We start from the raw sequence: 21,657 nt of genomic DNA on the forward strand, positions 1-21,657 counted from the left end.
CCACCGCGCCTGTCTTCGCGCACGCAGCCCATGCCGCCGGCACGGCGCCGCGAGCGGCACACACCGTCCCGGCCGACCGGCGCCCGCGCCGCCCCCGCGCCAGCCAATAACAAAGGGAGAGCCACGTGCCTGACGTGACCATCGCTGTCGACCAACCCGTTCCCGACTTCACCGCGCCCGCCACGGGCGGCGACTTCACGCTCTCGAGCCTCAAGGGCAAGAAGGTCGTCCTCTACTTCTATCCGAAAGACAACACGCCGGGCTGCACGCGCGAAGGCATGGAATTCCGCGACCTGTTCGCGAAGTTCAAGAAGGCCGGCGCCACGATCGTGGGCGTCTCGCGCGACAGCGTTCGCTCGCACGACAACTTCAAGGCCAAGCTCGAACTGCCGTTTACCTTGGTATCGGATGGCGACGAAGCGCTCTGCTCGCTCTTCGGCGTCATCAAAATGAAGAAAATGTATGGCAAAGAAGTGCGTGGAATCGAGCGCTCCACCTTCCTCATCGACGCCGACGGCGTGCTGCGCCGCGAGTGGCGCGGCCTCAAGGTTCCGGGCCACGTCGAGGAAGTTCTGGAGGCTGTACAAGCGCTTTGAGGCGCGTTATATTGGGCTGCAATGAGTGCCTGTCCAACCCATTTTTTGATGCATTGCAGCGGTCTCGCAACCGGTCACGCCGTGGCCGGAAATGCGCTTCCGGGGCAGCGTGTCAGCACAGCAGTCAAGCCGCTTGCCTCGTCAGTCGGGGCAGCGGCTTTTTTGTTGGCCTTTCTGTTGAATGTCACTCCCTCCACGTCGCGCCGGCGTAGCGACCCGGTGCGCGTCAACGTCAAGGAGCCGATCGAAAAACAGGCGAACCGGCATTTTCAGACCTGAGCGCGCACCCAGCGCGGTCACGGCGGCGGCCCACCCGGCTGTCCGCACGCGCCGCCCGAAAGCGCACCTTACTGGGTAACCCCGCGACCACTCGACCCGATTTTTTCGAGGGACACCATGCCTTTGCCTACTCCCCCCAGCAAGCTCGGCAACCTGCTGCCGCCCGAGGAATACAAGGCGCGCGCGAAGCCCTCGCGCAGCACCCGCAAAGCCGCGGGTGAGAACGACGCCGCCGATGTTGCCTCGGAACTTGCCAACGACGCGACCGCCTATGGTGCGGCAAGCGTCGCCCAACCGATGACCGAGGCCGCGAACGCCGCGACCACGCTGCGCACCGTGCCGCTGCCTTCCGCCAGCGCCGAACTCGCCGCGCTCGAACCCGTCGCGCCGGCCCCCGCACGAAAACGCAAACAGACCGCCGCGTTGCTGCAGCCGCTCCAGACGCCCGCGGCCGAAGCGCCCGTTGCGCGCAGCGGCAAGCAACCCGCCGCGAAAACCTCGGGCGGTACGGCCGCACCGGCCACGCGCGGCAGCACGAAAAAACGCGTGCATCCGGAAGAAGCCGTCGAAGTCCAGAAGCTGTTCGTGCTCGACACCAACGTGCTGATGCACGACCCGACCTGCCTGTTCCGTTTCGAGGAACACGACGTCTATCTGCCGATGATGACGTTGGAAGAACTCGACAACCACAAGAAAGGCATGTCGGAAGTCGCGCGTAACGCGCGTCAGGTCAGCCGTACGCTCGATCAGCTCGTGGCGAACGCGGGCACGATCTCCGAAGGCATTTCGCTCGCGCGCCTCGGCAGCCGCGAAGCGCTCGGCCGCCTGTACTTCCAGACCACGCTCACGCACATCGATCCGGTCGACGGCCTGCCCGAAGGCAAGGCCGACAACCAGATTCTCGGCGTGGTGCGCGCGTTGCAACGCGACCGGCCGGACCGCCTCGTCGTGCTGGTGTCGAAAGACATCAACATGCGTATCAAGGCGCACGCGCTCGGCCTGCCCGCCGAAGACTACTTCAACGACCAGGTTCTCGAAGACAAGGACCTGCTCTACTCGGGCATCCGCGCGCTGTCGCAGGACTTCTGGGCGAAGCACGCCAAGGGCATGGAGTCCTGGCAGGACACCAAGACCGGCACCACGTATTACCGCGTGACCGGGCCCGAGTGCGCGTCGATGCTCGTCAATGAGTTCGTCTATCTCGAGCCGCAGAACGGCGAGCCCGCGTTCCACGCGATCGTGCGCGAGCTCAACGGCAAGACGGCGCTGCTGCAGACGCTGCGTGACTACGGCCACCACAAGAACAACGTGTGGGGCATCACGGCGCGCAACCGCGAGCAGAATTTCGCGCTGAACCTGCTGATGAATCCGGAGATCGACTTCGTCACGCTGCTCGGCCAGGCCGGGACGGGCAAGACGCTCGTCGCGCTCGCGGCGGGCCTCGCGCAGGTGCTCGACGACAAGCGCTACAACGAGATCATCGTGACGCGCGCGACGGTGCCGGTCGGCGAAGACATCGGCTTCCTGCCGGGCACTGAAGAGGAAAAGATGCAGCCTTGGATGGGCGCCTTCGACGACAACCTCGAAGTGCTCCAGAAGACCGACGACGCCGCCGGCGAATGGGGCCGCGCCGCGACCCAGGAGCTGATCCGTTCGCGCCTGAAGGTCAAGAGCATGAACTTCATGCGCGGCCGTACCTTCGTCGACAAGTATCTGATCATCGACGAGGCGCAAAACCTCACGCCCAAGCAGATGAAAACGCTCGTGACGCGCGCGGGCCCCGGCACGAAGATCGTGTGCCTCGGCAACATCGCGCAGATCGACACGCCGTATCTGACCGAAGGCAGTTCGGGTCTGACTTACGTGGTCGACCGCTTCAAGGGCTGGGCGCATAGCGGGCACGTGACGCTGGCGCGCGGCGAGCGTTCGCGTCTGGCCGATTACGCCTCGGACATTCTCTAAAGCGCTCTGCCGGCGCGGGTTTCTCGCCGCGCCACGCCTGTTGAGCCGTACCTGGAAGGACCGCATCCGGATCGCCGGATGCGGTCCTTTTTTCTTGTGCGTCGCCCGCGCCCACGGGCGTCTCGGCCCTTCGGGCCGTCCCGAACCCGCAACAGATCGCCCGCGAACTTCAAGTAATTCTTGAAGAATTCTTGCCGAAGCCGTGCCCCACGGGCTACCATCCGCTCATTACCGGTTTTCCCCAATGGCGGACGTGCGTCGTTCGCCGTCCGCTTTTCATGCGCCGACTCTGGCTTCCGTTGCTGATCGTGATATTCCTTGCGGCGTGTTCGAGCGCGCCGCAGAAGGTGTCGCGCGGCGGCGGATCGAGCGGCGGCTACGCCTGGCGCACCAAGCCGCCCGGCTTCCCCAATTTCGTCGACCACAGCATCGGCCGCGAGGAAATCTCGATCCAGGCGATGGGTCTCGTCGGCATTCCCTACCGCTGGGGCGGCAATACGCCCGATAGCGGCTTCGATTGCAGCGGTCTCGTCAAATACGTGTTCGCGCGCGCCGCGTCGGTCGATCTGCCGCGCACCACGGCCGACATGAGCCAGCGCGGCGAGTCGATCGAGCCGGACGAAATCGCGGCCGGCGACCTCGTGTTCTTCAACACCACCGGGCGGCCGCACTCGCACGTGGGCATTTACGTGGGCAATCTGCGCTTCGTGAATGCGCCGTCGACGGGCGGCACCGTGCGGCTCGACTATCTGACCAATCCGTACTGGTCGAAGCATTTCGACGGCATCCGCCGCATGGCGCCGCCCAAACGCGCGCCGAGCACGCCGTTCGATACGCCGACTTACGAGGCGGCGACGCCTGCTCCGGTCGCGCCGGCCGCAAACGTGGCGGTTGCCGCGCCTGCGGCTCGCGTCAGCGCTGCGGCGGTGGATCAGCGTCGCCTGACGAGCACGCCGCCAACTACCTACACGAGTACGGCGACGAGCACCGCCGCGATACCTGCATCGCCCGCGCCGCAGGCCGCGTCCGCCGACGCCTTCGAGCCGCCGCCCGCCGCGATGGGTGCTGCGCAGATGCAGGCCCGCGACGCGGGAGCGGTTGCGCCGGTCGCCGCCGCGCCCGACGCCATCGATGCCGCCGCCGACGCGTTCGAGCCTCCACCGCCCCGCGCGGCCGCCGCCGAACGTCAGGCCGCGCAGGCCGGTTCAACGGCCATCCAGTCGACCCAGCCCGCTCAGGCGCCGGTCCAGATCATGCGCGCCTCGACCGCCGGCGCCGCATCGCCCGCCCCCACGCAATCGAGCGACGACCCGATCGCACGCTTCGCGAACGGCTCGTACTGAACAACGCCCCCGCCGCGTACCCGCGCACACGCCGCCGGCTGACGCGGCATCCAGCCCGATTCGCCCTGGCCGGATGGCCAACGCGGCCTTTCGGCGGTTTCGTGCATCCGCCGCGTCTGCTATCGTTTTGGTACTGTTTTTGGACTCTTTCCGCAGCGAGGCAGCGATGGATCTCGGACTTGGCAACAAGGTGGTGCTGATCACAGGCGGCAGCAAGGGCATCGGGCTCGCCTGCGCCCGCGCGTTTGCGCAGGAAGGCGCGAAAGTGGCGATCGTGTCGCGCGATCCCGCCAACCTCGCGCGCGCCCGCGAGCAACTGGCCAGCGAAGGCCTGCACGTGCATCTCACGCGCGCCGACCTGCACGAGGCGCACAGCGCCGCCGACGTGGTCGAAGAAGTCTCCACGGCCGTCGGGCCCATCGACATCCTGATCAACAGCGCAGGCGCGGCCCGCCGCTACGACCCGGAACTGCTCGACGCCGAGGCCTTCAAGGCCACCATGGAAGCCAAATACTTCCCGTATATCTATCCGCAGCAGGAAGTGCTGCGCCGCATGGTCGAGCGGATCAAGGCCGGCAAGGCGCTGGAACCGGGCGCGATCGTCAACATCATCGGCATGGGCGGCAAGTACGCGAGCGACATCCATATCGCGGGCGGCGCGGCCAACGCGGCGCTCATGCTCGCCACCGTGGGTCTCGCGCACTATCACGCGCGCTACGGCATCCGCATCAACGCGATCAATCCTGGCGCCACGCTCACGGAGCGCCTGCAGGAAGCCGTGAAACTGGAAGCGGGCCGCGAAGGCACCAGCGCCGAAGAAACCCTCGCGCGCGGCGAGGCCAAGGTGCCGCTCGGGCGTTATGCCAGACCCGAGGAGATCGCCGACGTCGCGCTGTTCCTGGCCAGCCGCCGCGCAAGCTACGTAACCGGCGCCCTCGTGCCGATGGACGGCTGCAGCACGCCGATGATCTGAACCGGCGCGGCAGCGTGGCGGGCAAAAAAACGGCACCCGAAGGCGCCGTTTTGCAACACTGTGGCGGAGGCCCGCTTACATCAGCCGATGGCCGATCCACCAGCCCGCCGCGGCGAGCGTAGCCGAAGCCGGAATGGTCAGCACCCAGGCCCAGACGATGTTGCCCGCCACGCCCCAGCGCACGGCGCTGAGCTTTTGCGTCGCGCCCACGCCGACGATCGCGCCGGTAATCGTGTGGGTGGTCGACACGGGAATGCCGAGCCACGAAGCCGTGAAGAGCGTCAGCGCCCCGCCCGCTTCGGCGCAGAAACCGCCCACTGGCTTGAGCTTGGTGATCTTCTGGCCCATGGTCCGCACGATGCGCCAGCCGCCAAACAGCGTGCCGATACCCATCGACAGATAGCAGCCGCCGATCACCCAGATAGGCGGCGCGTCCGAGCCAACCGCCGAGTAACCGGTTGCGATCAGCAGCATCCAGATGATGCCGATGGTCTTCTGCGCGTCGTTGCCGCCGTGGCCGAGGCTGTAGAGGCCCGCCGAAACCAGCTGGAAGCGCCGGAAACGCCGGTCGACCTTGCTCGGTGGTGTGCGGAAATACAGCCACGACACCAGCAGCATGAACAACGATCCGAGGATGAAACCGAGCAGCGGCGAAATGAAAATGAACGCCACGGTCTTCATGAGCCCGTCGAAATTCAGCGAATGCCAGCCCGACTTGGCGAGCGCCGCGCCCACGAGGCCACCGATCAGCGCGTGCGACGAGCTCGACGGAATGCCGTAGTACCACGTCAGCACGTTCCAGCCGATCGCGCCCACCAGCGCGCCGAACACGACGTAGTGATCGACGATATCGGGGTCGATGGTGCCCTTGCCCACCGTCTGCGCCACCTTCAGGTGGAAGACGAAATAGGCGATCACGTTGAACATGGCTGCGAACGCCACCGCCTGCTGCGGTTTGAGCACGCCGGTGGACACGACGGTGGCGATGGAATTCGCCGCATCGTGAAAGCCGTTCATGAAGTCGAAGATGAGCGCGATGGCGACGAGTGTCGCGACCACCCAGAGGGCGAGTTGTATCGAATGCATCGTGGTTGGCTCAGGCGTTCTCTAGCACGATGCCTTCGATGATGTTCGCGACATCCTCGCACTTGTCGGTGATCGCTTCGAGCAATTCGTAGATCGCCTTCAGCTTGATCAGATTCTTGACGTCGTCTTCCTCGCGGAAAAGCTTCGAGATCGCGCCGCGCAGCAGGCGGTCGGCGTCGGACTCGAGGCGGTCGATGTCTTCGCACGCTTTCAGGATGTCGCGCGCCTGCTTCATGTCGGAGAGCAGCGCCACTGCTGCCTGCACACGCTCGGCCGACGCCGTGACCACGTGCGCGAGTTCGCTCGCCTCGGCCGTCACGGCCTGCACGTCGTACAGCGAAATGGCGGTGGCGACGTCTTCCATGAGGTCGAGACAGTCGTCCATCGTCGTGATGAGCTTGTGGATCTCGTCGCGGTCGAGCGGCGTGATGAAGGTCTTGTGCAGCAAGTCGATGCACTCGTGCGTCAGCTTGTCGGCGGCCTTTTCGGCGCTCTGCACGTTCTGTTTGTGGACTTCTGCGTCAGCCAGATTGTCGATCAGGAGCTCGAGCTCACGGCCAGCGGAAACGATGCACTTCGCGTGCGCGTTGAAGATTTCGAAGAACTTGCCCTCGGTGGGCATGAATCGACCGAACATTGGGATCCCGGTAATTGGTCTCGGATTGCCGTCACAAAACGGCAAGATAGCCGTCATAAAACGGCAATATTGTAACGTCAGGAGGAAAGGGCCGCACTTGTCGACGGACACGGCAGCGGCATTTGCGCCACTATTGCGCATAAGCCGCCTGCCGCGTCTTGACAGTTCAGACGGCGCCCTTACTCGCTCCCATAGAAGGTTTGCGCGCCGGCAAAATTGTCGAACTTCGTGTATTGACCATGGAACGTGAGTCGAACGGGACCGATCGGACCGTTACGCTGCTTGCCGATGATGATCTCGGCGGTGCCCTTGTCGGGGCTGTCCGGGTTGTACACTTCGTCGCGGTAAATGAACAGGATCACGTCCGCGTCCTGTTCGATTGCACCCGATTCACGCAGGTCCGACATCACCGGACGCTTGTTCGGACGCTGTTCGAGGCCGCGATTCAGCTGCGAGAGCGCGATCACGGGCACATCGAGTTCCTTGGCCAGACTCTTGAGCGAACGCGAAATTTCCGAAATTTCGGTCGCGCGGTTTTCGCCGCTGCCCGAACCGCTCATCAGCTGCAGGTAGTCGATGATGATGAGGCCGAGCTTGCCGCACTGGCGCGACAGACGCCGCGCGCGCGAGCGCAGTTCCATCGGGTTCAGACCGCCGGTTTCGTCGATAAAGATCTGCGCCTCGCTCATTTTCTGCACGGCGTGCGTGAGCTTCGGCCAATCCTCGTCGGTCAGGCGGCCCGTGCGCATGCGGTGCTGGTCAAGGCGCCCCACCGAACCGAGCATACGCATGATGAGCTGCGTGCCCGGCATTTCCATCGAGAACACCGCGACCGGCAGGCCGTATTCCACGGCCACATATTCGCCGACGTTCATCGAAAACGCGGTCTTACCCATCGACGGACGGCCCGCCACGATGATCAGTTCGCCGCCGTGCATGCCCGAGGTCATGCGGTCGAGGTCGATGAAGCCCGTGGGCGTGCCCGTCACGTCGCTCGGATTGGCCGTGTGATAGAGCGTGTCGATGCGCTCCACGACCTGTGTGAGCAGCGGCCCGATTTCGAGGAAGCCCTGAGTACCGCGCGCGCCGTCTTCGGCGATCGAGAACACCTTGGCCTCGGCCTCGTCGAGCAGCTGACGCACTTCCTTGCCTTGCGGATTGAAGGCGTCGGAGGAAATTTCGTCGGCGACCGACACGAGGCGGCGCAGCACCGCGCGATCGCGCACGATTTCCGCGTAGCGGCGGATGTTCGCGGCGCTCGGCGTGTTCTGCGCCAGCGCGTTGAGGTACGCGAGACCGCCCACGTCCTCGGCCTTGCCCGAGGTGCCGAGCGATTCGAACACGGTCACCACGTCGGCGGGACGCGCGGACGAGATCAGGCGGCCAATATGCTCGAAGATCAGGCGGTGATCGTAGCGGTAGAAGTCGCTTTGCGAGAGGAAGTCGGCAATCCGGTCCCAGGCGCCGTTATCCAGCAGCAGGCCGCCGAGCACCGATTGTTCGGCTTCGATCGAATGCGGCGGGACTTTCAGCGACTCGAGTTGGGGATCTTTCGGAGCGTTCATGGAGGGCAATTATCGGACAGCGGACGGGCGCTCACAAGCTTCAAAAAGTGCAACAGCGCGTGCAAGCAAGCGAGTGCGATGAGCGCGCAACAAAAAAGGCAGAAGCCCTGCGGCTCCTGCCTTTCTTGTTCTTTGCGACGTAGAACGGCGCGAACACACGGTCCGTGAGGACCGCATGCGTGCTTAGGCGTGTTCGCCCAGCACCGACACCGTGATGTCGACGAGCACGTCCGTGTGCAGCGAAACTTGCACCGGGTGATCGCCAACGATCTTCAGCGGGCCTTCCGGCAGACGCACTTGCGCCTTTTCCACTGCGAAGCCTTGCTTCGTGAGCGCTTCGGCGATGTCCGCGTTCGTGACCGAACCGAACAGACGGCCGTCGACGCCGGCCTTCTGGCCGATCTGAACGGACAGGCCGCTCAGCTTTTCGCCTTCGCCTTGGGCAGCTGCCAGCTTTTCAGCGGCGGCCTTTTCGAGTTCAGCGCGGCGAACTTCGAATTCAGCGATTGCGTCCTTCGTTGCGCGGCGAGCCTTCTTGTTCGGGATCAGGAAGTTACGTGCGTAACCGTCCTTCACCTTGACGATGTCGCCGAGGTTGCCCAGGTTGACGACTTTTTCCAGAAGAATGATCTGCATTCTATTGCTCCTTGTAGCGTCGTCTTATTAGGCCTTGTGCTGGTCGGTGTACGGCATCAGCGCGAGGAAACGCGCGCGCTTGATAGCCGTGTCCAGCTGACGCTGATAGTGGGCCTTCGTACCCGTCAGACGAGCCGGCGTGATCTTGCCGTTTTCGCCGATGAAGTCCTTCAGCGTTTCGATGTCCTTGTAGTCGATCTGATCGACGCCTGCAGCCGTGAAGCGGCAGAACTTCTTACGCTTGAAGAGCGGGTTTTGCTGTTGACGACGCTTGTCGAATTTCTTACCAGTCGGGCGGGGCATGATTAGTCCTTTCCTGTACCTTGCATTTCGGTGATGTGAAACACCAGGGTTCGCGCGTTGCGGTGCTTTTTCGCCAGAAAACCGGTGAAGAGCGCTTCCACGCCCATCTCGCAGCTTTCGACCAGACCGCAGGCCTTGCCTGCCGCCACCGCGGGCATCGTGAGCTCGACGAATCGGGGAATCCCCGCTTCGACGACCTCCGTGCGGTGCTGCAACGTGACGCTGGCAATCGGAACGCCGGCGGGTGTGTACCGCACCGGTTCGCGTTCGACGACGCTAGCCGTGAGTTGCAGCCTGTTCACGCAGTGTGCTTAAGCAAGTGAGCTCGAATCCTGATGGCTTGTGTAATTAAGCCTGCGCTTCGGTCGGCTGAGCAGCCGCCTTCTTGGCTTCTTCGCGCTGCACTTCCTTCATCATCGGCGACGGGCCGGTTTCGGCCTTCTTCATCTTGACGATGAGGTGACGCAGCACAGCGTCGTTGAACTTGAACGCGTGTTCGAGTTCGTCGAGCGTGGTCTGGTCGCATTCGATGTTCATGCAGACGTAGTGAGCCTTCGCGAGTTTCTCGATCATGTAGGCCAGTTGACGACGGCCCCAGTCTTCGATGCGGTGGATCTGGCCGCCGTGCGACGTGATCGTGCCCTTGTAACGCTCGATCATCGCGGGCACTTGCTCGCTTTGATCGGGGTGCACGATGAAGACGATTTCGTAATGACGCATATTCACTCCTTGTGGATTAAAGCCACCCGGGCGTCGGAACCGGTGCGGCAAGTGAGAAGCCGAAGATTGTAGCGCGGCCACGCTACGCGCGCAAGCCAAATCATGCAGTGACGTGCTGAATCAGGCGTGTTTTCAAGGACTTGCGTGGTGCGCACGGCGGCGCGATACGCGCCAAGCAGGCCCAAAGCCGGCCCAAAGCGGACCCAAAGCGGCGAAAAACGCGCCCTAGCCCCCACTTCCGCCGCCCGCGAGCCGGGCGTCGAGCGCGGCGCGCAGGCCGACGAGCGCATCCGGCCCGGCGTCGGTGACGGCCCACCAGGTCATGCCGCCCGCCTGCCAGTGTGCGAGCGCGTAGCCGTCGTCGCGCGGCGGCGCGGCGGCGTCCGCCTGCGGGCCGGACACGCCCGGCGGGAACACGTAGACGTCGATCACGTGCTTGCGGAAGCGGTACACCAGCACCGCGACGCGCTCGCGCCCCACGTAGTCGAGCCGGCCGCCCACGAGCGGAAAGCCCTGCGCGGCGAGATCCTCGACCGGCGGCGCGTAGTCGATGCGGCCGTTGAACCACGGCTTCACCGTATGGCTATCGGTCGAGATCACGTCGAGATCGCGGCCCGAGATCTGCGCGCGCACGTGGCTCGCCACGAGTTCGTCGACGAAAGCGTCCGATGCGACCGGTTGACGCAGATGCAGCGCCACGACGACGCCTAGCGCACACAGCGCGAGCACGCCCAGCGCCGACCAGGCGAACGCCGGCGCGCGCGCGCCCGACGCATTGCCCGAACCACTGAAGCCAACGAGGGACGGCCACCTCCAGCCCGCGAGCCGGCCCGCCTTCCCACCGGATTTCCCGCCGGCCGCAGACGGCGATTGCGGAGCGCGCACGGTGCGCACGTCATCGTCGCCCCGCAGCGGAGCCGGTTCCGGACTCGCCGCCTCGAGCGGCGGCAAGGCTGCCACGATGCGCGCGGCCAGTCCCGACGGCGCGCGATGATAAGGCGCGACGCGCACGGCCCGCGAAATCGCCTGCGCGGTATCGGCCGCCTCGCGGCACGGCGCGCAGCCATCCAGATGCTCGCGCACGCGCCATTCGTCGGCGGCGGAAAGTTCTCGATCGACGCTCGCATCGAGCAGCGGGCGCGCTTCATCACAGTTCATCTGGCGCCTCCGTCGTGCGGCTCACCGTGGAATTCGAGGTCGGCGCGACCCCGGGCGACATCGACGGCACAGCACTTCCGCCGTCGACGGCCGGCTCCTCGCGGAACCGGCCGTCTGGCCCCCGGCCGGATGGTCTCCACGCCTTGCTGTTGCCCCCGAAATCGGTCTTGCCATCCTGCCTTGCGGCTATCGGCGATGACGGCGGTATTTGTGTCTGCGCACAGCCTCTCGCACCATCAGCCGTGCCCCGCGCGTGTTGCGCCGCCAGCATCGCCGCGAGCCGTTTGCGGCCACGCGAGAGACGCGACATCACCGTTCCGACCGGCACGTCGATGACCATCGCGATTTCGCGATAGCCCATGTCCTCCAGCTCGCGCAATACCAGCACTTCGCGATACTCGACCGGCAGACGCTGCAGCGCGTCCTGCACGCGGCGCGCATCCTCGGCGCGGATCGCGAGCGTTTCCGGATCGACGCTGCCGGTCTCCCAGCCGTCCGGCGGCGTGTCGTCACGCAGCTCGTCGAACGGGGCAACTTCTTCCGCGCCTGCCCGTCGCCGCCACTCGTCGTACCAGACCCGCCGCACGATCGCGAGCAGCCACGGCCGCGCCTGATCGCCGCGAAACGTATCGAAGAAGCGGAACGCGCGCAAAAACGCGTCCTGAACGATGTCCTCGGCGTCGCCGGGATTGCGCGACAACCAGCGCGCGAGGTTGTACGCGGCGTCCAGATGCGGCAGCGCCAGCGCCTGAAAGCGCGCATTGCGCGCCCGCGCGTCCTGCACGTCCTGTGCATCGCGCTGCGTCTCGCCGTGCTGCCCGTTCGCGGTTTCGCCCACGTCGTCCCCTCGCGCCCTCGTGCGCCACCTTCATGCCAACGTTCGTCCCACATCGGCATGACTGGCTTCACGGGCAGTTTATTCCCGCGAATCCCGCGCGAAATCAAAAATAAATCGGGAATGGAACGATGCCGACACCGGTATGGCAGTCATGCGCCGATGCAAAGCCGACAAGCAGACGCGCCCCACCCTCCACGAGGAGACCGACATGCCGACCACCCCCGCGCCTCTTTCGCGCCGACACTTCCTGAAGCTGGCCGCGCTCGGCGGCGGCGCCGTATTCGCTTCGGCGCTGCCCGGCTGGGCCTCGGGCCAGGCGGCCGGCCACGCCGACTTTTTCTTCGTCCAGCTCTCCGACGCCCATTGGGGCTTCGAAGGGGCGGCCATCAATCCGGATGCGAAAGGCACACTGCCCAAGGCGATCGCCGCCGTCAACGCGCTGCCCGCCACGCCCGACTTCGTCGTCTTCACGGGCGACCTCACGCACACGACCGACGATCCGGCCGTGCGCCGCGCGCGCATGCGCGAGTTCCAGCAGATCGTCGCGGGACTGCGCGTGAAGCCGCTCTATCTGATGCCCGGCGAGCACGATGCGAGTCTCGACAACGGCGAGGCGTTTCGCGAGATCTTCGGCGCGACGCACTACACCTTCGATCATCGCGGCGTGCATTTCGTGGTGCTCGACAACGTCTCGGACCCGGCGGGCCGTATCGGCGACGCGCAACTCGCCTGGCTCGCCGACGATCTCGGCCGCCAGCCCGAGGACGCGCGCATCGTCGTCTTCACGCACCGGCCGCTGTTCGATCTCGCGCCGCAGTGGGACTGGGCGACGCGCGACGGCACGCAGGCCATCGCGCTGTTGCAGAAACACGCGAACGTCACGGTGTTCTACGGCCACATTCATCAGGAGAACCACACGATGACGGGCTCGGTCTCGCACCACGCCGCGCGCTCGCTGATGTTCGCGCTGCCCGCGCCGATGTCGCAGCCCAAGCGCCTGCCGGTGCCGTGGGACGCGGCCGCGCCGTACAAGGGACTCGGCTGGCGCAGCGTCGATGTCGATGGCGCGCCCGGCGCGTTTGCGCTGACCGAGGTGCCGATCCGCGAGATCGGGTGAAGGTTGTCACGGGATCGAAGCGCACACAAGGCGCACGCGAAGCACACACAATCAGGAGACCACCATGCTGAAACTTCATCGTTTGCGCGCCCGTGAGCCGCGCCTTGCGCGCCGCCGCTGGCTCGCGCTCGCAGCCGCCACGATGGGCGCGGGCGCATTGCTGCGCGTGGACGCACAGGCCGCGCCGCGCGTCATCAAGGTTCACGCGCGCCGCTTCGTGTTCACGCCCGACCATATCGCGCTCGCGCCGCACGAAAGCGTCATATTCGAGCTGACGTCGCAGGACACGACGATGGGCTTTTCGATTCCGCAGTACGGTGTGCGCGCCGACGTGCCGCCCGGCAGCGTCGTCAAACTCGCGGCCACGGCGGGCGACGCGGGCACGGTGCAGTTTCTCTGCGACATCTTCTGCGGCTCGGGCCACGAGACGATGAACGGCGTGATCACGGTCGGATAAGCGAAATCGTGGATCAGCGACTCAAACGTCGTCGGTCCAATATCCGGGCCGCGAATAGATCGCCTTCAGATAATCGATGAAATAGCGCACCTTGGCCGGCACATAGCGCTGCTGCGGATACACGGCGAGGATGTCGTAATCGGGCAGCGCGTACTCGTCGAGCACGGTTTCCAGTTCGCCGCGCGCGAGCTGCGCGTCGATCTCCCAGGTCGAACGCCAGCCGAGCCCGAGCCCTTCCGTCACCCAGCGGTGCAGCAACTCGCCGTCGTTGCAGTCGAGATTGCCGCCCACGCGCACGGTCGCGAGCTTGCCATTGCGGCGGAAATACCAGCCGCGATTCTGTCCGCCTTGCAGATTGAACGCGAGGCAATTGTGGTTCGGCAGATCTTCGAGCGATTTCGGCCGGCCGTGCTTGCGGAAATAGTCCGGCGTGCCGCACACCACGCGCCGGTTCGAGGCGAGCTTCACGGCGACGAAATTCGGATCGACCGAGCCGCCGATGCGGATCGACAGGTCATAGCCCTCGCGCACCAGATCGACCACGCGGTCAGTCAGGTTGAAGGACACCTGCAACTCGGGTTTGTCGGCGAGAAATTCGGGCGCGAGCGGCGCGACGTGCTTGCGCCCGAACGCGGCGGGCGCCGAGACGATCAGATGCCCGTTCACCACGCGCCGCCCCACCGACAGCTCGTTCTCCGCCTGCTCCCATTCCGCCAGCAGCCCGCGGCAGCGCTCCAGAAACGCGGCGCCTTCCTCGCTGACCACCAGCCGCCGCGTCGAGCGGTACATCAGCTTCACACCGAGGCGCTTTTCGAGCGCGTCGATCCGACGGCCGAGAATCACGGGCGACACGCCCTCCTCCAGCGCCGCCGCCGCGAGACTGCCCGCCTCCGCGACGCGCACGAAGGTCTCGATCTGCTTGAAGCGATCCATCGTCTGTCTCCTTCCGATTCTCTCGTCGCCCGGTCATTCCATACTTTTTGTATCGAAATAAGCGACCCGGACTGATCTTATCAAACCTTTCCTGCAAGCCTACAGTGACCCTCAAGCGCTGTATCCCTCGGCCTGTTCAGGCCGCCGCGACATTCAGGAGACATTTCATGGCCAAAATGAGAGCCGTCGACGCCGCCGTGCTGGTGCTCGAAAAAGAAGGTATCGACACCGCGTTCGGCGTGCCGGGCGCCGCCATCAATCCGTTCTACTCGGCGCTCAAGAAAGCCGGCGGCATCACGCACGTGCTGGCGCGTCACGTCGAGGGCGCCTCGCACATGGCCGAAGGCTACACGCGCGCCGCGCCGGGCAATATCGGCGTGTGCATCGGCACCTCGGGCCCGGCGGGCACCGACATGATCACGGGCCTCTACTCCGCCCAGGCCGACTCGATTCCGATCCTCGCAATCACGGGCCAGGCGCCGCGCGCGCGTCTGTACAAGGAAGACTTCCAGGCCGTCGATATCGAATCGATCGCCAAACCCGTCACCAAGTGGGCCGTGACCGTGCGCGAGCCGGCGCTCGTGCCACGCGTGTTCCAGCAGGCGTTCCATCTGATGCGCTCGGGCCGTCCGGGTCCGGTGCTGGTCGACATGCCGATCGACGTGCAGCTCGCCGAAATCGAATTCGACATCGACACCTACGAACCGCTGCCGGTCTACAAGCCGAAGGCGACGCGCAAGCAGATCGAAGCCGCGCTCGAACTGCTCAACGCGAGCGAGAAGCCGCTGATCGTTTCGGGCGGCGGCGTGCTCAACGCAGCGGCCGAAGACCTGCTCGTGCAATTCGCGGAAACCGTGGGCGTGCCCGTGATTCCGACGCTGATGTCGTGGGGCGCCATCGCCGACGACCATCCGCTGATGGCCGGCATGGTCGGGCTGCAAACCTCGCACCGCTACGGCAACGCGACGATGCTCGCCTCCGACTTCGTGCTCGGCATCGGCAACCGCTGGGCCAACCGCCATACGGGCAGCGTCGAGGTCTATACGAAGGGCCGCAAGTTCGTGCACGTCGATATCGAGCCGACGCAGATCGGCCGCGTGTTCGGTCCGGATCTCGGCATCGTCTCGGATGCGAAGGCCGCGCTCGAACTGTTCGTCGAAATCGCGCAGGAATGGAAGGCCGCCGGCAAGCTCAAGGATCGCAGCGCGTGGGTGGCCGACTGCCAGCAGCGCAAGGCCACGATGCACCGCAAGACGCATTTCGACAACGCGCCGATCAAGCCGCAGCGCGTCTACGAGGAAATGAACAAGGCGTTTGGCCGCGACACCTGCTACGTGAGCACGATCGGCCTTTCGCAGATCGCGGGCGCGCAGTTCCTGCATGTCTACAAGGCGCGCAACTGGATCAACTGCGGCCAGGCCGGCCCGCTCGGCTGGACGATTCCGGCGGCGCTGGGCGTGCGTGCGGCCGATCCGTCGCGCCCGATCGTGGCGCTCTCGGGCGACTACGACTTCCAGTTCATGATCGAGGAACTGGCCGTGGGCGCGCAGTTCAAGCTGCCCTACGTGCACGTGCTCGTGAACAACTCGTATCTGGGCCTGATCCGCCAGGCGCAGCGCCAGTTCGACATGGACTTCTGCGTGCAGCTCGCGTTCGAGAACATCAACGCGCCGGAAGTGAACGGCTATGGCGTCGATCACAAGACCGTGGTCGAAGGTCTCGGCTGCAAGGCGCTGCGCGTGTTCAAGCCCGAGGAGATTGCACCGGCGCTCAAGCAGGCGCAATCGATGGCCGCGGAGTTCAGCGTGCCGGTGGTCGTCGAGGTGATTCTCGAACGCGTGACCAATATTGCAATGGGCGCCGAGATCGACGCGATCAACGAGTTCGAGGAACTCGCCGACAAGCCGGAACACGCGCCGACCGCGATCGCCCTGCAATCCTGATGATTCGACGAAACAGTATTCGTCGTATTGCCTTAGTGTTTGTGTAGTGCTTCCACCCGCTTTTCGCGCTCAGCCCTGATGCGCGAAAAGCGGACGCTCCCACCCTGACCGACCCGCGAGACACTCATGCCGAAATTCGCCGCGAACCTCACCATGCTGTTCAACGAAGTGCCGTTCCTCGACCGCTTTGCCGCGGCTGCCGAGGCGGGCTTCGATGCCGTGGAATTCCTGTTTCCTTATCCGTACAAGGCCGCCGAACTCGCCGAGCGCCTGAACGCGCACGGCCTCAAGCTCGTGCTGCACAACCTGCCGGCCGGCAACTGGGAAGCCGGCGAGCGCGGCATCGCCTGCCTGCCCGATCGCAAGAGCGAATTCAAGGAAGGCGTGGGACGTGCGATCGAGTACGCCCGCGCGCTGCGCGTGCCGCAACTGAACTGCCTCGTCGGCATTCCGACGGCGGGCGTCGATCGCGATACGGCGCTTGCGACCATCGTCGAGAACCTGCGCTACGCGGCGGGCGAACTGAAGCGCGAAGGCATCCGCCTGCTGGTCGAGCCGTGCAACAGCTACGACATTCCGGGCTTCGCGCTGAACCGTTCGGCCGAAGCGCTCGGCGTGATCGAGCAGGTCGGCTCCGACAATCTGTTCCTGCAATACGACATCTATCACATGCAGCGCATGGAAGGCGAACTCGCCGCGACCCTCAAGAAGCAGTTCGCGAAGATCGCTCACATCCAGCTCGCCGACAACCCCGGCCGCAATGAGCCGGGCACGGGCGAGATCCACTATCCGTTCCTGTTCGATCTGCTCGATTCGCTCGGCTACGAAGGCTATATCGGCTGCGAATACAAGCCCAAAGCGGCCACCGTCGACGGCCTCGGCTGGTTGCGCAGCGCGCAGCAACGCGCCGCCGAACTCGCCTGATTTCACGCAGCGCCGACGTTCGCGCCGCGCGTACCGCACGCATCGACTTATCGAACCGCATTCGACTCAACTGGAGACAACACAGATGGCAAAGATTGGTTTTATCGGCCTCGGCATCATGGGCGCGCACATGGCGCGCAACCTTCTGAAGGGCGGCCACACGCTGGCCGTCAACGGCAAATATCCGGTGCCCGACGATCTGCGCACGCAGACGACCGTGGTCGCCGACTCGACCGCCGTCGCGCAGGCTTCGGACATCGTGATCGTGATGGTGCCCGATACGCCCGACGTGCAGAACGTGCTGTTCGCCGACGACGGCGTGGCCAAGGGTCTCTCGGCCGGCAAGCTCGTGATCGACATGAGTTCGATCTCGCCGCTCGAAACGCAGCAGTTCGCGAAGCAGATCAACGCGCTCGGCTGCGATTATCTCGACGCGCCGGTATCCGGCGGCGAAGTCGGCGCACGCGACGCCACGCTCTCGATCATGGTCGGCGGCCCGGAAAAGGCCTTCAACCAGGCCAAGCCGCTGTTCGAGATCATGGGCAAGAACATCTCGCTCGTCGGCGACAACGGCGCGGGCCAGACGACCAAGGTCGCGAACCAGATCATCGTGGCGCTGAACATCGAAGCCGTGGCCGAGGCACTGCTGTTCGCCGCGCGTTCGGGCGCCGATCCGGAGCGCGTGCGCAAGGCGCTGATGGGCGGTTTCGCGTCGTCGCGCATTCTCGAAGTGCACGGCGAGCGCATGACGAAGCGCACGTTCAATCCGGGCTTTCGCATCGAGCTGCACCAGAAGGACCTGAATCTCGCGATCGACGGCGCGCGCAAGCTGGGCATCGCCCTGCCGCATACGGCGAGCGCGCAGCAGCTCTTCAGCGTGTGCGCGGCGAACGGCGGCAAGGCCTGGGATCATTCGGCGATGATCCGCGCACTCGAAATCATGGCGAACTTCGAAATCGCGCAGGCGCCGGAAGCGCAGGCGAAGGCCGCGTAAGCGACGCTAAACGTTGCGCAAGCCGCTGTAGCGATGGACGAATCGGCGATGCGTGCGAGCAAGGCACACGCATCGCATCGCCGGTTCCATCCAGCGGCGTTCGAACGATAAGAAACACCTTCACGTATTCACGCATTCACGCATTCAGGCCGGCGCGCGCGACGCGACGGCCATCGGTGGGGCGCTTCGTGGCGGCGGCAACCGCTGCGAGGCAAATCGGGGCCGCTCTGGGCTGAGGGCGGCCAGTGGGGTCCGAAAGCGGCACTCGGCGACGACGGGGAAGCCTTGGTCGGTCAGACGTCGTCTCCGGGTGTCCGCCTGTCGGATGGCCGCGCCCTTCAATTCCCGCACTGCCCACGCGCAACGCCCGCGCGGCATTTCACAATCTTTTACCTCCTCGCGCTGGACGCGTTCGCGTCCGCGTTTCTAGAATCGTGCTTTCATTCGTGTGTCACGCCGGCAGCGCAAGGTGAACGCGCAGGTCAACGCGCAACTGGCTGCGTGGTCACTCAATCAACCCCCAGCACGTGAGGAGTGTGATCGATGGGCATTATCAATTTCATCAAGGAAGCCGGCGAAAAACTGTTCGGCTCGGCCTCCGCGCCGGCGCAAGCCGCCGAACCCGCCGCCGCACCGGCTGCGAATCTCGCGGACCTGAACCAGAAGGCCGGCGACGCGATCGCGGCCTATATCCGCTCGCAGGGCCTCGACGCCGACAACCTCGGCGTGACCTACGACGGCGTCTCGCACACCGTGACCGTCACGGGCAACGCCGCCGATCAGCCCACCAAGGAAAAAATCCTCGTGGCCGCGGGCAACGTCCAGAACGTCGACAAGGTCGACGACCAGCTGACCGTCACGAATCCCGCACCGGAAGCGCAGCACCACACGGTGGTCGCGGGCGACAACCTCTGGAAGATCGCCGAAAAGTACTACGGCAGCGGCGCGAAGAACGACGTCATCTTCCAGGCCAACACGCCGATGCTCAAGAGCCCGGACAAGATCTATCCGGGTCAGGTGCTCGTCATTCCGCCGCTGCAGTAAAGTAAAACCTGCGGCCGGAACGGAAACGGGCCTTGCGGAGCGATCCGCAAGGCCCGTTTTTCATGCTGATTCTCGTGCTGCGCGAGTCAGCGATCAATACGTATCGAACACACGCTGCAAGGCGTCCTTCTGCGTGTTGCCCGCGGCCAGCGCGAGCATCAGCAGCACACGCGCCTTGTACGGGCTCAGCGTGCCCGCGGAAACGAAGCCGAGCGCGTCGTCCTTCGCCGCGCCGTTGTGCATCACGTGACCCGAACCCACGCGCGAGGCGCGCACCACGGCCACACCTTGCGCAGCCGCGTCGGCGAGCGCCTGCTGGAGCGTGGCGTGGATCGAACCATTGCCCGTGCCCGCCACGACGATGCCGCGCACGCCCGCGCTCACGAGCGCATCCACGGCAATGCGCGAGACGCCCGCATAACTCGTGACGATGTCGACCTGCGGCCACTGCGCCGCGTCGTCGACCACCGCGAACGGCGTATCGAGCGTGTGCGGGCGCAGCGCGCGGCGCTGGAAGTCCACGCGGCCGTCCTGCACCCAGCCCAGCGCACCGATTTCCGGCGACTGGAACGCATCGACGGCATAGGTGCTGATCTTCGCGACGTCGCGCGCGCAATGCATGCGGTTGTTGAACGCGACGAGCACGCCCTGCCCGGCCGCCGCGCCGCTCGCCGCGACCGTCACGGCATTGAGCAGATTGAGCGGACCGTCGGCCGACAGCGCAGACGCCGGACGCATCGCCGCCGTGAGGATCACCGGCTTGGCGCTCTTCACGGTCAGATGCAGCAGATAGGCGGTTTCTTCGAGCGTGTCGGTGCCGTGCGTGATCACCACGCCGTCGATGTCGTCATCGGCGAGCAAGGCGTTCACGCGCTGCGCGAGCGTGGTCCAGAGCGCGAACGACATGTCCTTGCTGTCGACGCTCGCGACCTGCTCGGCGTGGATCTGCGCGACGGCGTCGAGGCCCGGCACTGCGGCCAGCAATTGCGCCACGCCGATCACGCCGGCCTGATAGCCCGCCGTATTGGCCGCGTCGGGCGCGGAGCCGGCGATGGTGCCGCCCGTGGCGAGCACCGCGATGCGCGGCAGCGCCGAAGCGCCGGCCGCGTTCTGGGAGGAAGAAGAGGTAGTCATGGCGGCGATTTTAAGCGATCCGCCCTCCACCGCCATCTGGCCCGTTGCTCGGGCCAATCAACACGCCTCAGACCACTTCGCGCAACTGGCTCGCGATCTGCTGCTCGGTCAGTTGCGGCGCGAACATCTCGATCAGCCGGTACGCGTACTGACGCAGGAACGCGCCCTTGCGCAGACCCACGCGCGTCGTGCTCGCCTCGAACAGATGCTGCGTGTCGAGCGCGACCAGTTCGCTGTCGCGCTTCGGATCGTAGGCCATCGCCGCGACCACGCCCACGCCCATGCCGAGTTCGACGTAGGTCTTGATCACGTCCGCGTCGATGGCGGTCAGCACCACGTCGGGCACGACGCCCGCTTTCGCGAACGCCTGGTCGATGTGCGAGCGGCCCGTGAAATCCTGGTCATAAGTGATGATCGGATATTCGGAGATGTCTTCGAGCGTGAGATTCTCGCGGCCCACGAGCGGATGCGTCTTCGGCACGACCACCACGTGATGCCACGAATAGCACGGGAACGTCACGATATCGGGGAAACGATCGAGCGCTTCGGTCGAGATGCCGATATCGGCCTCGCCGTTGATGATCATCTGCGCGATCTGCTGCGGATTGCCCTGGCGCAGCGCCAGATGCACCTTCGGGAACACCTCGCGGAACTGGTGCACGACCTTCGGCAGCGCATAGCGCGCCTGCGTGTGAGTCGTCGCCACGACGAGGTGGCCGCTGTCCTGATCGGCGAACTGGCGCGCCACGCGGCGCAGGTTCTCCGCGTCGAGCAGCATGCGCTCGATCAGCTGATGCACGGCCTTGCCCGGCTCCGTGAGACCCGTGAGGCGCTTGCCGCGTCGAATGAAGATGTCGACGCCCAGCTCGTCCTCCAGATCCTTGATCTGCTTCGACACACCCGACTGCGACGTGTACAGCACGTTCGCCACTTCGGTCAGGTTCATGTTCTGCCGCACGGCCTCGCGCACGAAACGCAACTGCTGAAAATTCATGTTCTTCTCTCCGGAACTGCC

General features: G+C 65.2%; 22 protein-coding genes. 10 read left to right on the plus strand and 12 right to left on the minus strand.

The genetic code is table 11. From position 1 onward, the window contains the following. Positions 1-134: 134 nt before the first annotated feature. The 4 genes from BMY06_RS16925 to BMY06_RS16940 all read left to right on the plus strand — a co-directional run bounded on the left by BMY06_RS16925 (position 135) and on the right by BMY06_RS16940 (position 5,153). Positions 135-596 carry a peroxiredoxin gene (locus BMY06_RS16925; RefSeq protein WP_065060077.1) on the plus strand — a complete coding sequence of 154 codons (462 nt, stop codon included), beginning with the start codon at positions 135-137 and terminating at the stop codon, positions 594-596. A 396-nt stretch (positions 597-992) separates the two neighbouring features. After that, positions 993-2,837: a PhoH family protein gene (locus BMY06_RS16930; protein ID WP_074984247.1), complete on the plus strand. Its 1,845-nt coding sequence runs from the start codon at positions 993-995 to the stop codon at positions 2,835-2,837. Positions 2,838-3,115: 278 nt separating this feature from the next. Further along, positions 3,116-4,180, plus strand: coding sequence for a C40 family peptidase (locus BMY06_RS16935; RefSeq protein ID WP_074984248.1), 1,065 nt, complete (start codon positions 3,116-3,118; stop codon positions 4,178-4,180). 166 nt (positions 4,181-4,346) lie between these two features. Next, positions 4,347-5,153: an SDR family oxidoreductase gene (locus tag BMY06_RS16940; RefSeq protein ID WP_074984250.1), complete on the plus strand. Its 807-nt coding sequence runs from the start codon at positions 4,347-4,349 to the stop codon at positions 5,151-5,153. A 75-nt stretch (positions 5,154-5,228) separates the two neighbouring features. On the opposite strand, the gene BMY06_RS16945 is transcribed toward BMY06_RS16940, so the two are convergent. The 9 genes from BMY06_RS16945 to BMY06_RS16985 form a co-directional block, all read right to left on the minus strand. After that, positions 5,229-6,239: an inorganic phosphate transporter gene (locus BMY06_RS16945; protein ID WP_065060080.1), complete on the minus strand. Its 1,011-nt coding sequence runs from the start codon at positions 6,237-6,239 to the stop codon at positions 5,229-5,231. Positions 6,240-6,249: 10 nt separating this feature from the next. Beyond that, a complete protein-coding gene (locus tag BMY06_RS16950) occupies positions 6,250-6,876 on the minus strand; it encodes a DUF47 domain-containing protein (protein WP_065060081.1) in 627 nt (208 codons plus the stop codon). A 179-nt stretch (positions 6,877-7,055) separates the two neighbouring features. After that, positions 7,056-8,441: a replicative DNA helicase gene (locus tag BMY06_RS16955; protein ID WP_065060082.1), complete on the minus strand. Its 1,386-nt coding sequence runs from the start codon at positions 8,439-8,441 to the stop codon at positions 7,056-7,058. Positions 8,442-8,624: 183 nt separating this feature from the next. Next, positions 8,625-9,077 carry a 50S ribosomal protein L9 gene (rplI, locus tag BMY06_RS16960; protein ID WP_065060083.1) on the minus strand — a complete coding sequence of 151 codons (453 nt, stop codon included), beginning with the start codon at positions 9,075-9,077 and terminating at the stop codon, positions 8,625-8,627. Positions 9,078-9,104: 27 nt separating this feature from the next. After that, positions 9,105-9,380, minus strand: a complete 276-nt coding sequence (rpsR, locus tag BMY06_RS16965; RefSeq protein WP_028216787.1) for a 30S ribosomal protein S18 — start codon at positions 9,378-9,380, stop codon at positions 9,105-9,107. Positions 9,381-9,382: 2 nt separating this feature from the next. Then, positions 9,383-9,682 carry a primosomal replication protein N gene (priB, locus tag BMY06_RS16970; protein ID WP_028204898.1) on the minus strand — a complete coding sequence of 100 codons (300 nt, stop codon included), beginning with the start codon at positions 9,680-9,682 and terminating at the stop codon, positions 9,383-9,385. A 46-nt stretch (positions 9,683-9,728) separates the two neighbouring features. Next, positions 9,729-10,100 (minus strand): 30S ribosomal protein S6, encoded by a 372-nt coding sequence (gene rpsF / locus BMY06_RS16975; protein ID WP_028204897.1) that lies wholly within the window; start codon positions 10,098-10,100, stop codon positions 9,729-9,731. A 225-nt stretch (positions 10,101-10,325) separates the two neighbouring features. Next, the gene (locus BMY06_RS16980) at positions 10,326-11,258 is read right to left on the minus strand and encodes an anti-sigma factor family protein (RefSeq protein ID WP_074984251.1); all 933 of its coding nucleotides are present in this window, start codon (positions 11,256-11,258) and stop codon (positions 10,326-10,328) included. After that, entirely contained in the window at positions 11,248-12,096 is an 849-nt protein-coding gene (locus BMY06_RS16985; RefSeq protein ID WP_080180530.1) for an RNA polymerase sigma factor, read from the minus strand. The genes BMY06_RS16980 and BMY06_RS16985 overlap by 11 nt, the downstream gene beginning before the upstream one ends. Positions 12,097-12,304: 208 nt before the next feature. On the opposite strand from BMY06_RS16985, the gene BMY06_RS16990 reads away from it, so the two are divergent. Further along, positions 12,305-13,213 (plus strand): metallophosphoesterase family protein, encoded by a 909-nt coding sequence (locus BMY06_RS16990; RefSeq protein WP_074984346.1) that lies wholly within the window; start codon positions 12,305-12,307, stop codon positions 13,211-13,213. A 64-nt stretch (positions 13,214-13,277) separates the two neighbouring features. Beyond that, the gene (locus BMY06_RS16995; RefSeq protein ID WP_074984253.1) at positions 13,278-13,670 is read left to right on the plus strand and encodes a cupredoxin domain-containing protein; all 393 of its coding nucleotides are present in this window, start codon (positions 13,278-13,280) and stop codon (positions 13,668-13,670) included. A 21-nt stretch (positions 13,671-13,691) separates the two neighbouring features. Here BMY06_RS16995 and BMY06_RS17000 read toward each other — a convergent pair whose 3' ends face one another. Beyond that, positions 13,692-14,603 (minus strand): substrate binding domain-containing protein, encoded by a 912-nt coding sequence (locus tag BMY06_RS17000; RefSeq protein ID WP_065060086.1) that lies wholly within the window; start codon positions 14,601-14,603, stop codon positions 13,692-13,694. A gap of 167 nt (positions 14,604-14,770) precedes the next feature. Here BMY06_RS17000 and gcl point away from each other — a divergent pair, with 167 nt between their 5' ends. The 4 genes from gcl to lysM all read left to right on the plus strand — a co-directional run bounded on the left by gcl (position 14,771) and on the right by lysM (position 19,508). Beyond that, positions 14,771-16,546: a glyoxylate carboligase gene (gene gcl, locus BMY06_RS17005; RefSeq protein ID WP_065060087.1), complete on the plus strand. Its 1,776-nt coding sequence runs from the start codon at positions 14,771-14,773 to the stop codon at positions 16,544-16,546. Between the two features lie 126 nt (positions 16,547-16,672). Then, positions 16,673-17,470, plus strand: coding sequence for a hydroxypyruvate isomerase (hyi, locus tag BMY06_RS17010; RefSeq protein ID WP_074984254.1), 798 nt, complete (start codon positions 16,673-16,675; stop codon positions 17,468-17,470). Next, positions 17,379-18,464: a 2-hydroxy-3-oxopropionate reductase gene (locus BMY06_RS17015; protein WP_124261095.1), complete on the plus strand. Its 1,086-nt coding sequence runs from the start codon at positions 17,379-17,381 to the stop codon at positions 18,462-18,464. Before hyi ends, BMY06_RS17015 begins: the two co-directional genes overlap by 92 nt. Positions 18,465-19,007: 543 nt before the next feature. Next, positions 19,008-19,508 carry a peptidoglycan-binding protein LysM gene (gene lysM / locus BMY06_RS17020; RefSeq protein ID WP_065060090.1) on the plus strand — a complete coding sequence of 167 codons (501 nt, stop codon included), beginning with the start codon at positions 19,008-19,010 and terminating at the stop codon, positions 19,506-19,508. Between the two features lie 93 nt (positions 19,509-19,601). Here lysM and BMY06_RS17025 read toward each other — a convergent pair whose 3' ends face one another. Beyond that, positions 19,602-20,642 (minus strand): asparaginase, encoded by a 1,041-nt coding sequence (locus BMY06_RS17025; protein WP_065060091.1) that lies wholly within the window; start codon positions 20,640-20,642, stop codon positions 19,602-19,604. Positions 20,643-20,709: 67 nt separating this feature from the next. Continuing rightward, positions 20,710-21,636 carry a CysB family HTH-type transcriptional regulator gene (locus BMY06_RS17030; RefSeq protein WP_065060092.1) on the minus strand — a complete coding sequence of 309 codons (927 nt, stop codon included), beginning with the start codon at positions 21,634-21,636 and terminating at the stop codon, positions 20,710-20,712. Positions 21,637-21,657: the final 21 nt, after the last annotated feature.

The organism is Paraburkholderia tropica (genome assembly GCF_900109265.1).
Lineage (GTDB): Bacteria > Pseudomonadota > Gammaproteobacteria > Burkholderiales > Burkholderiaceae > Paraburkholderia > Paraburkholderia tropica.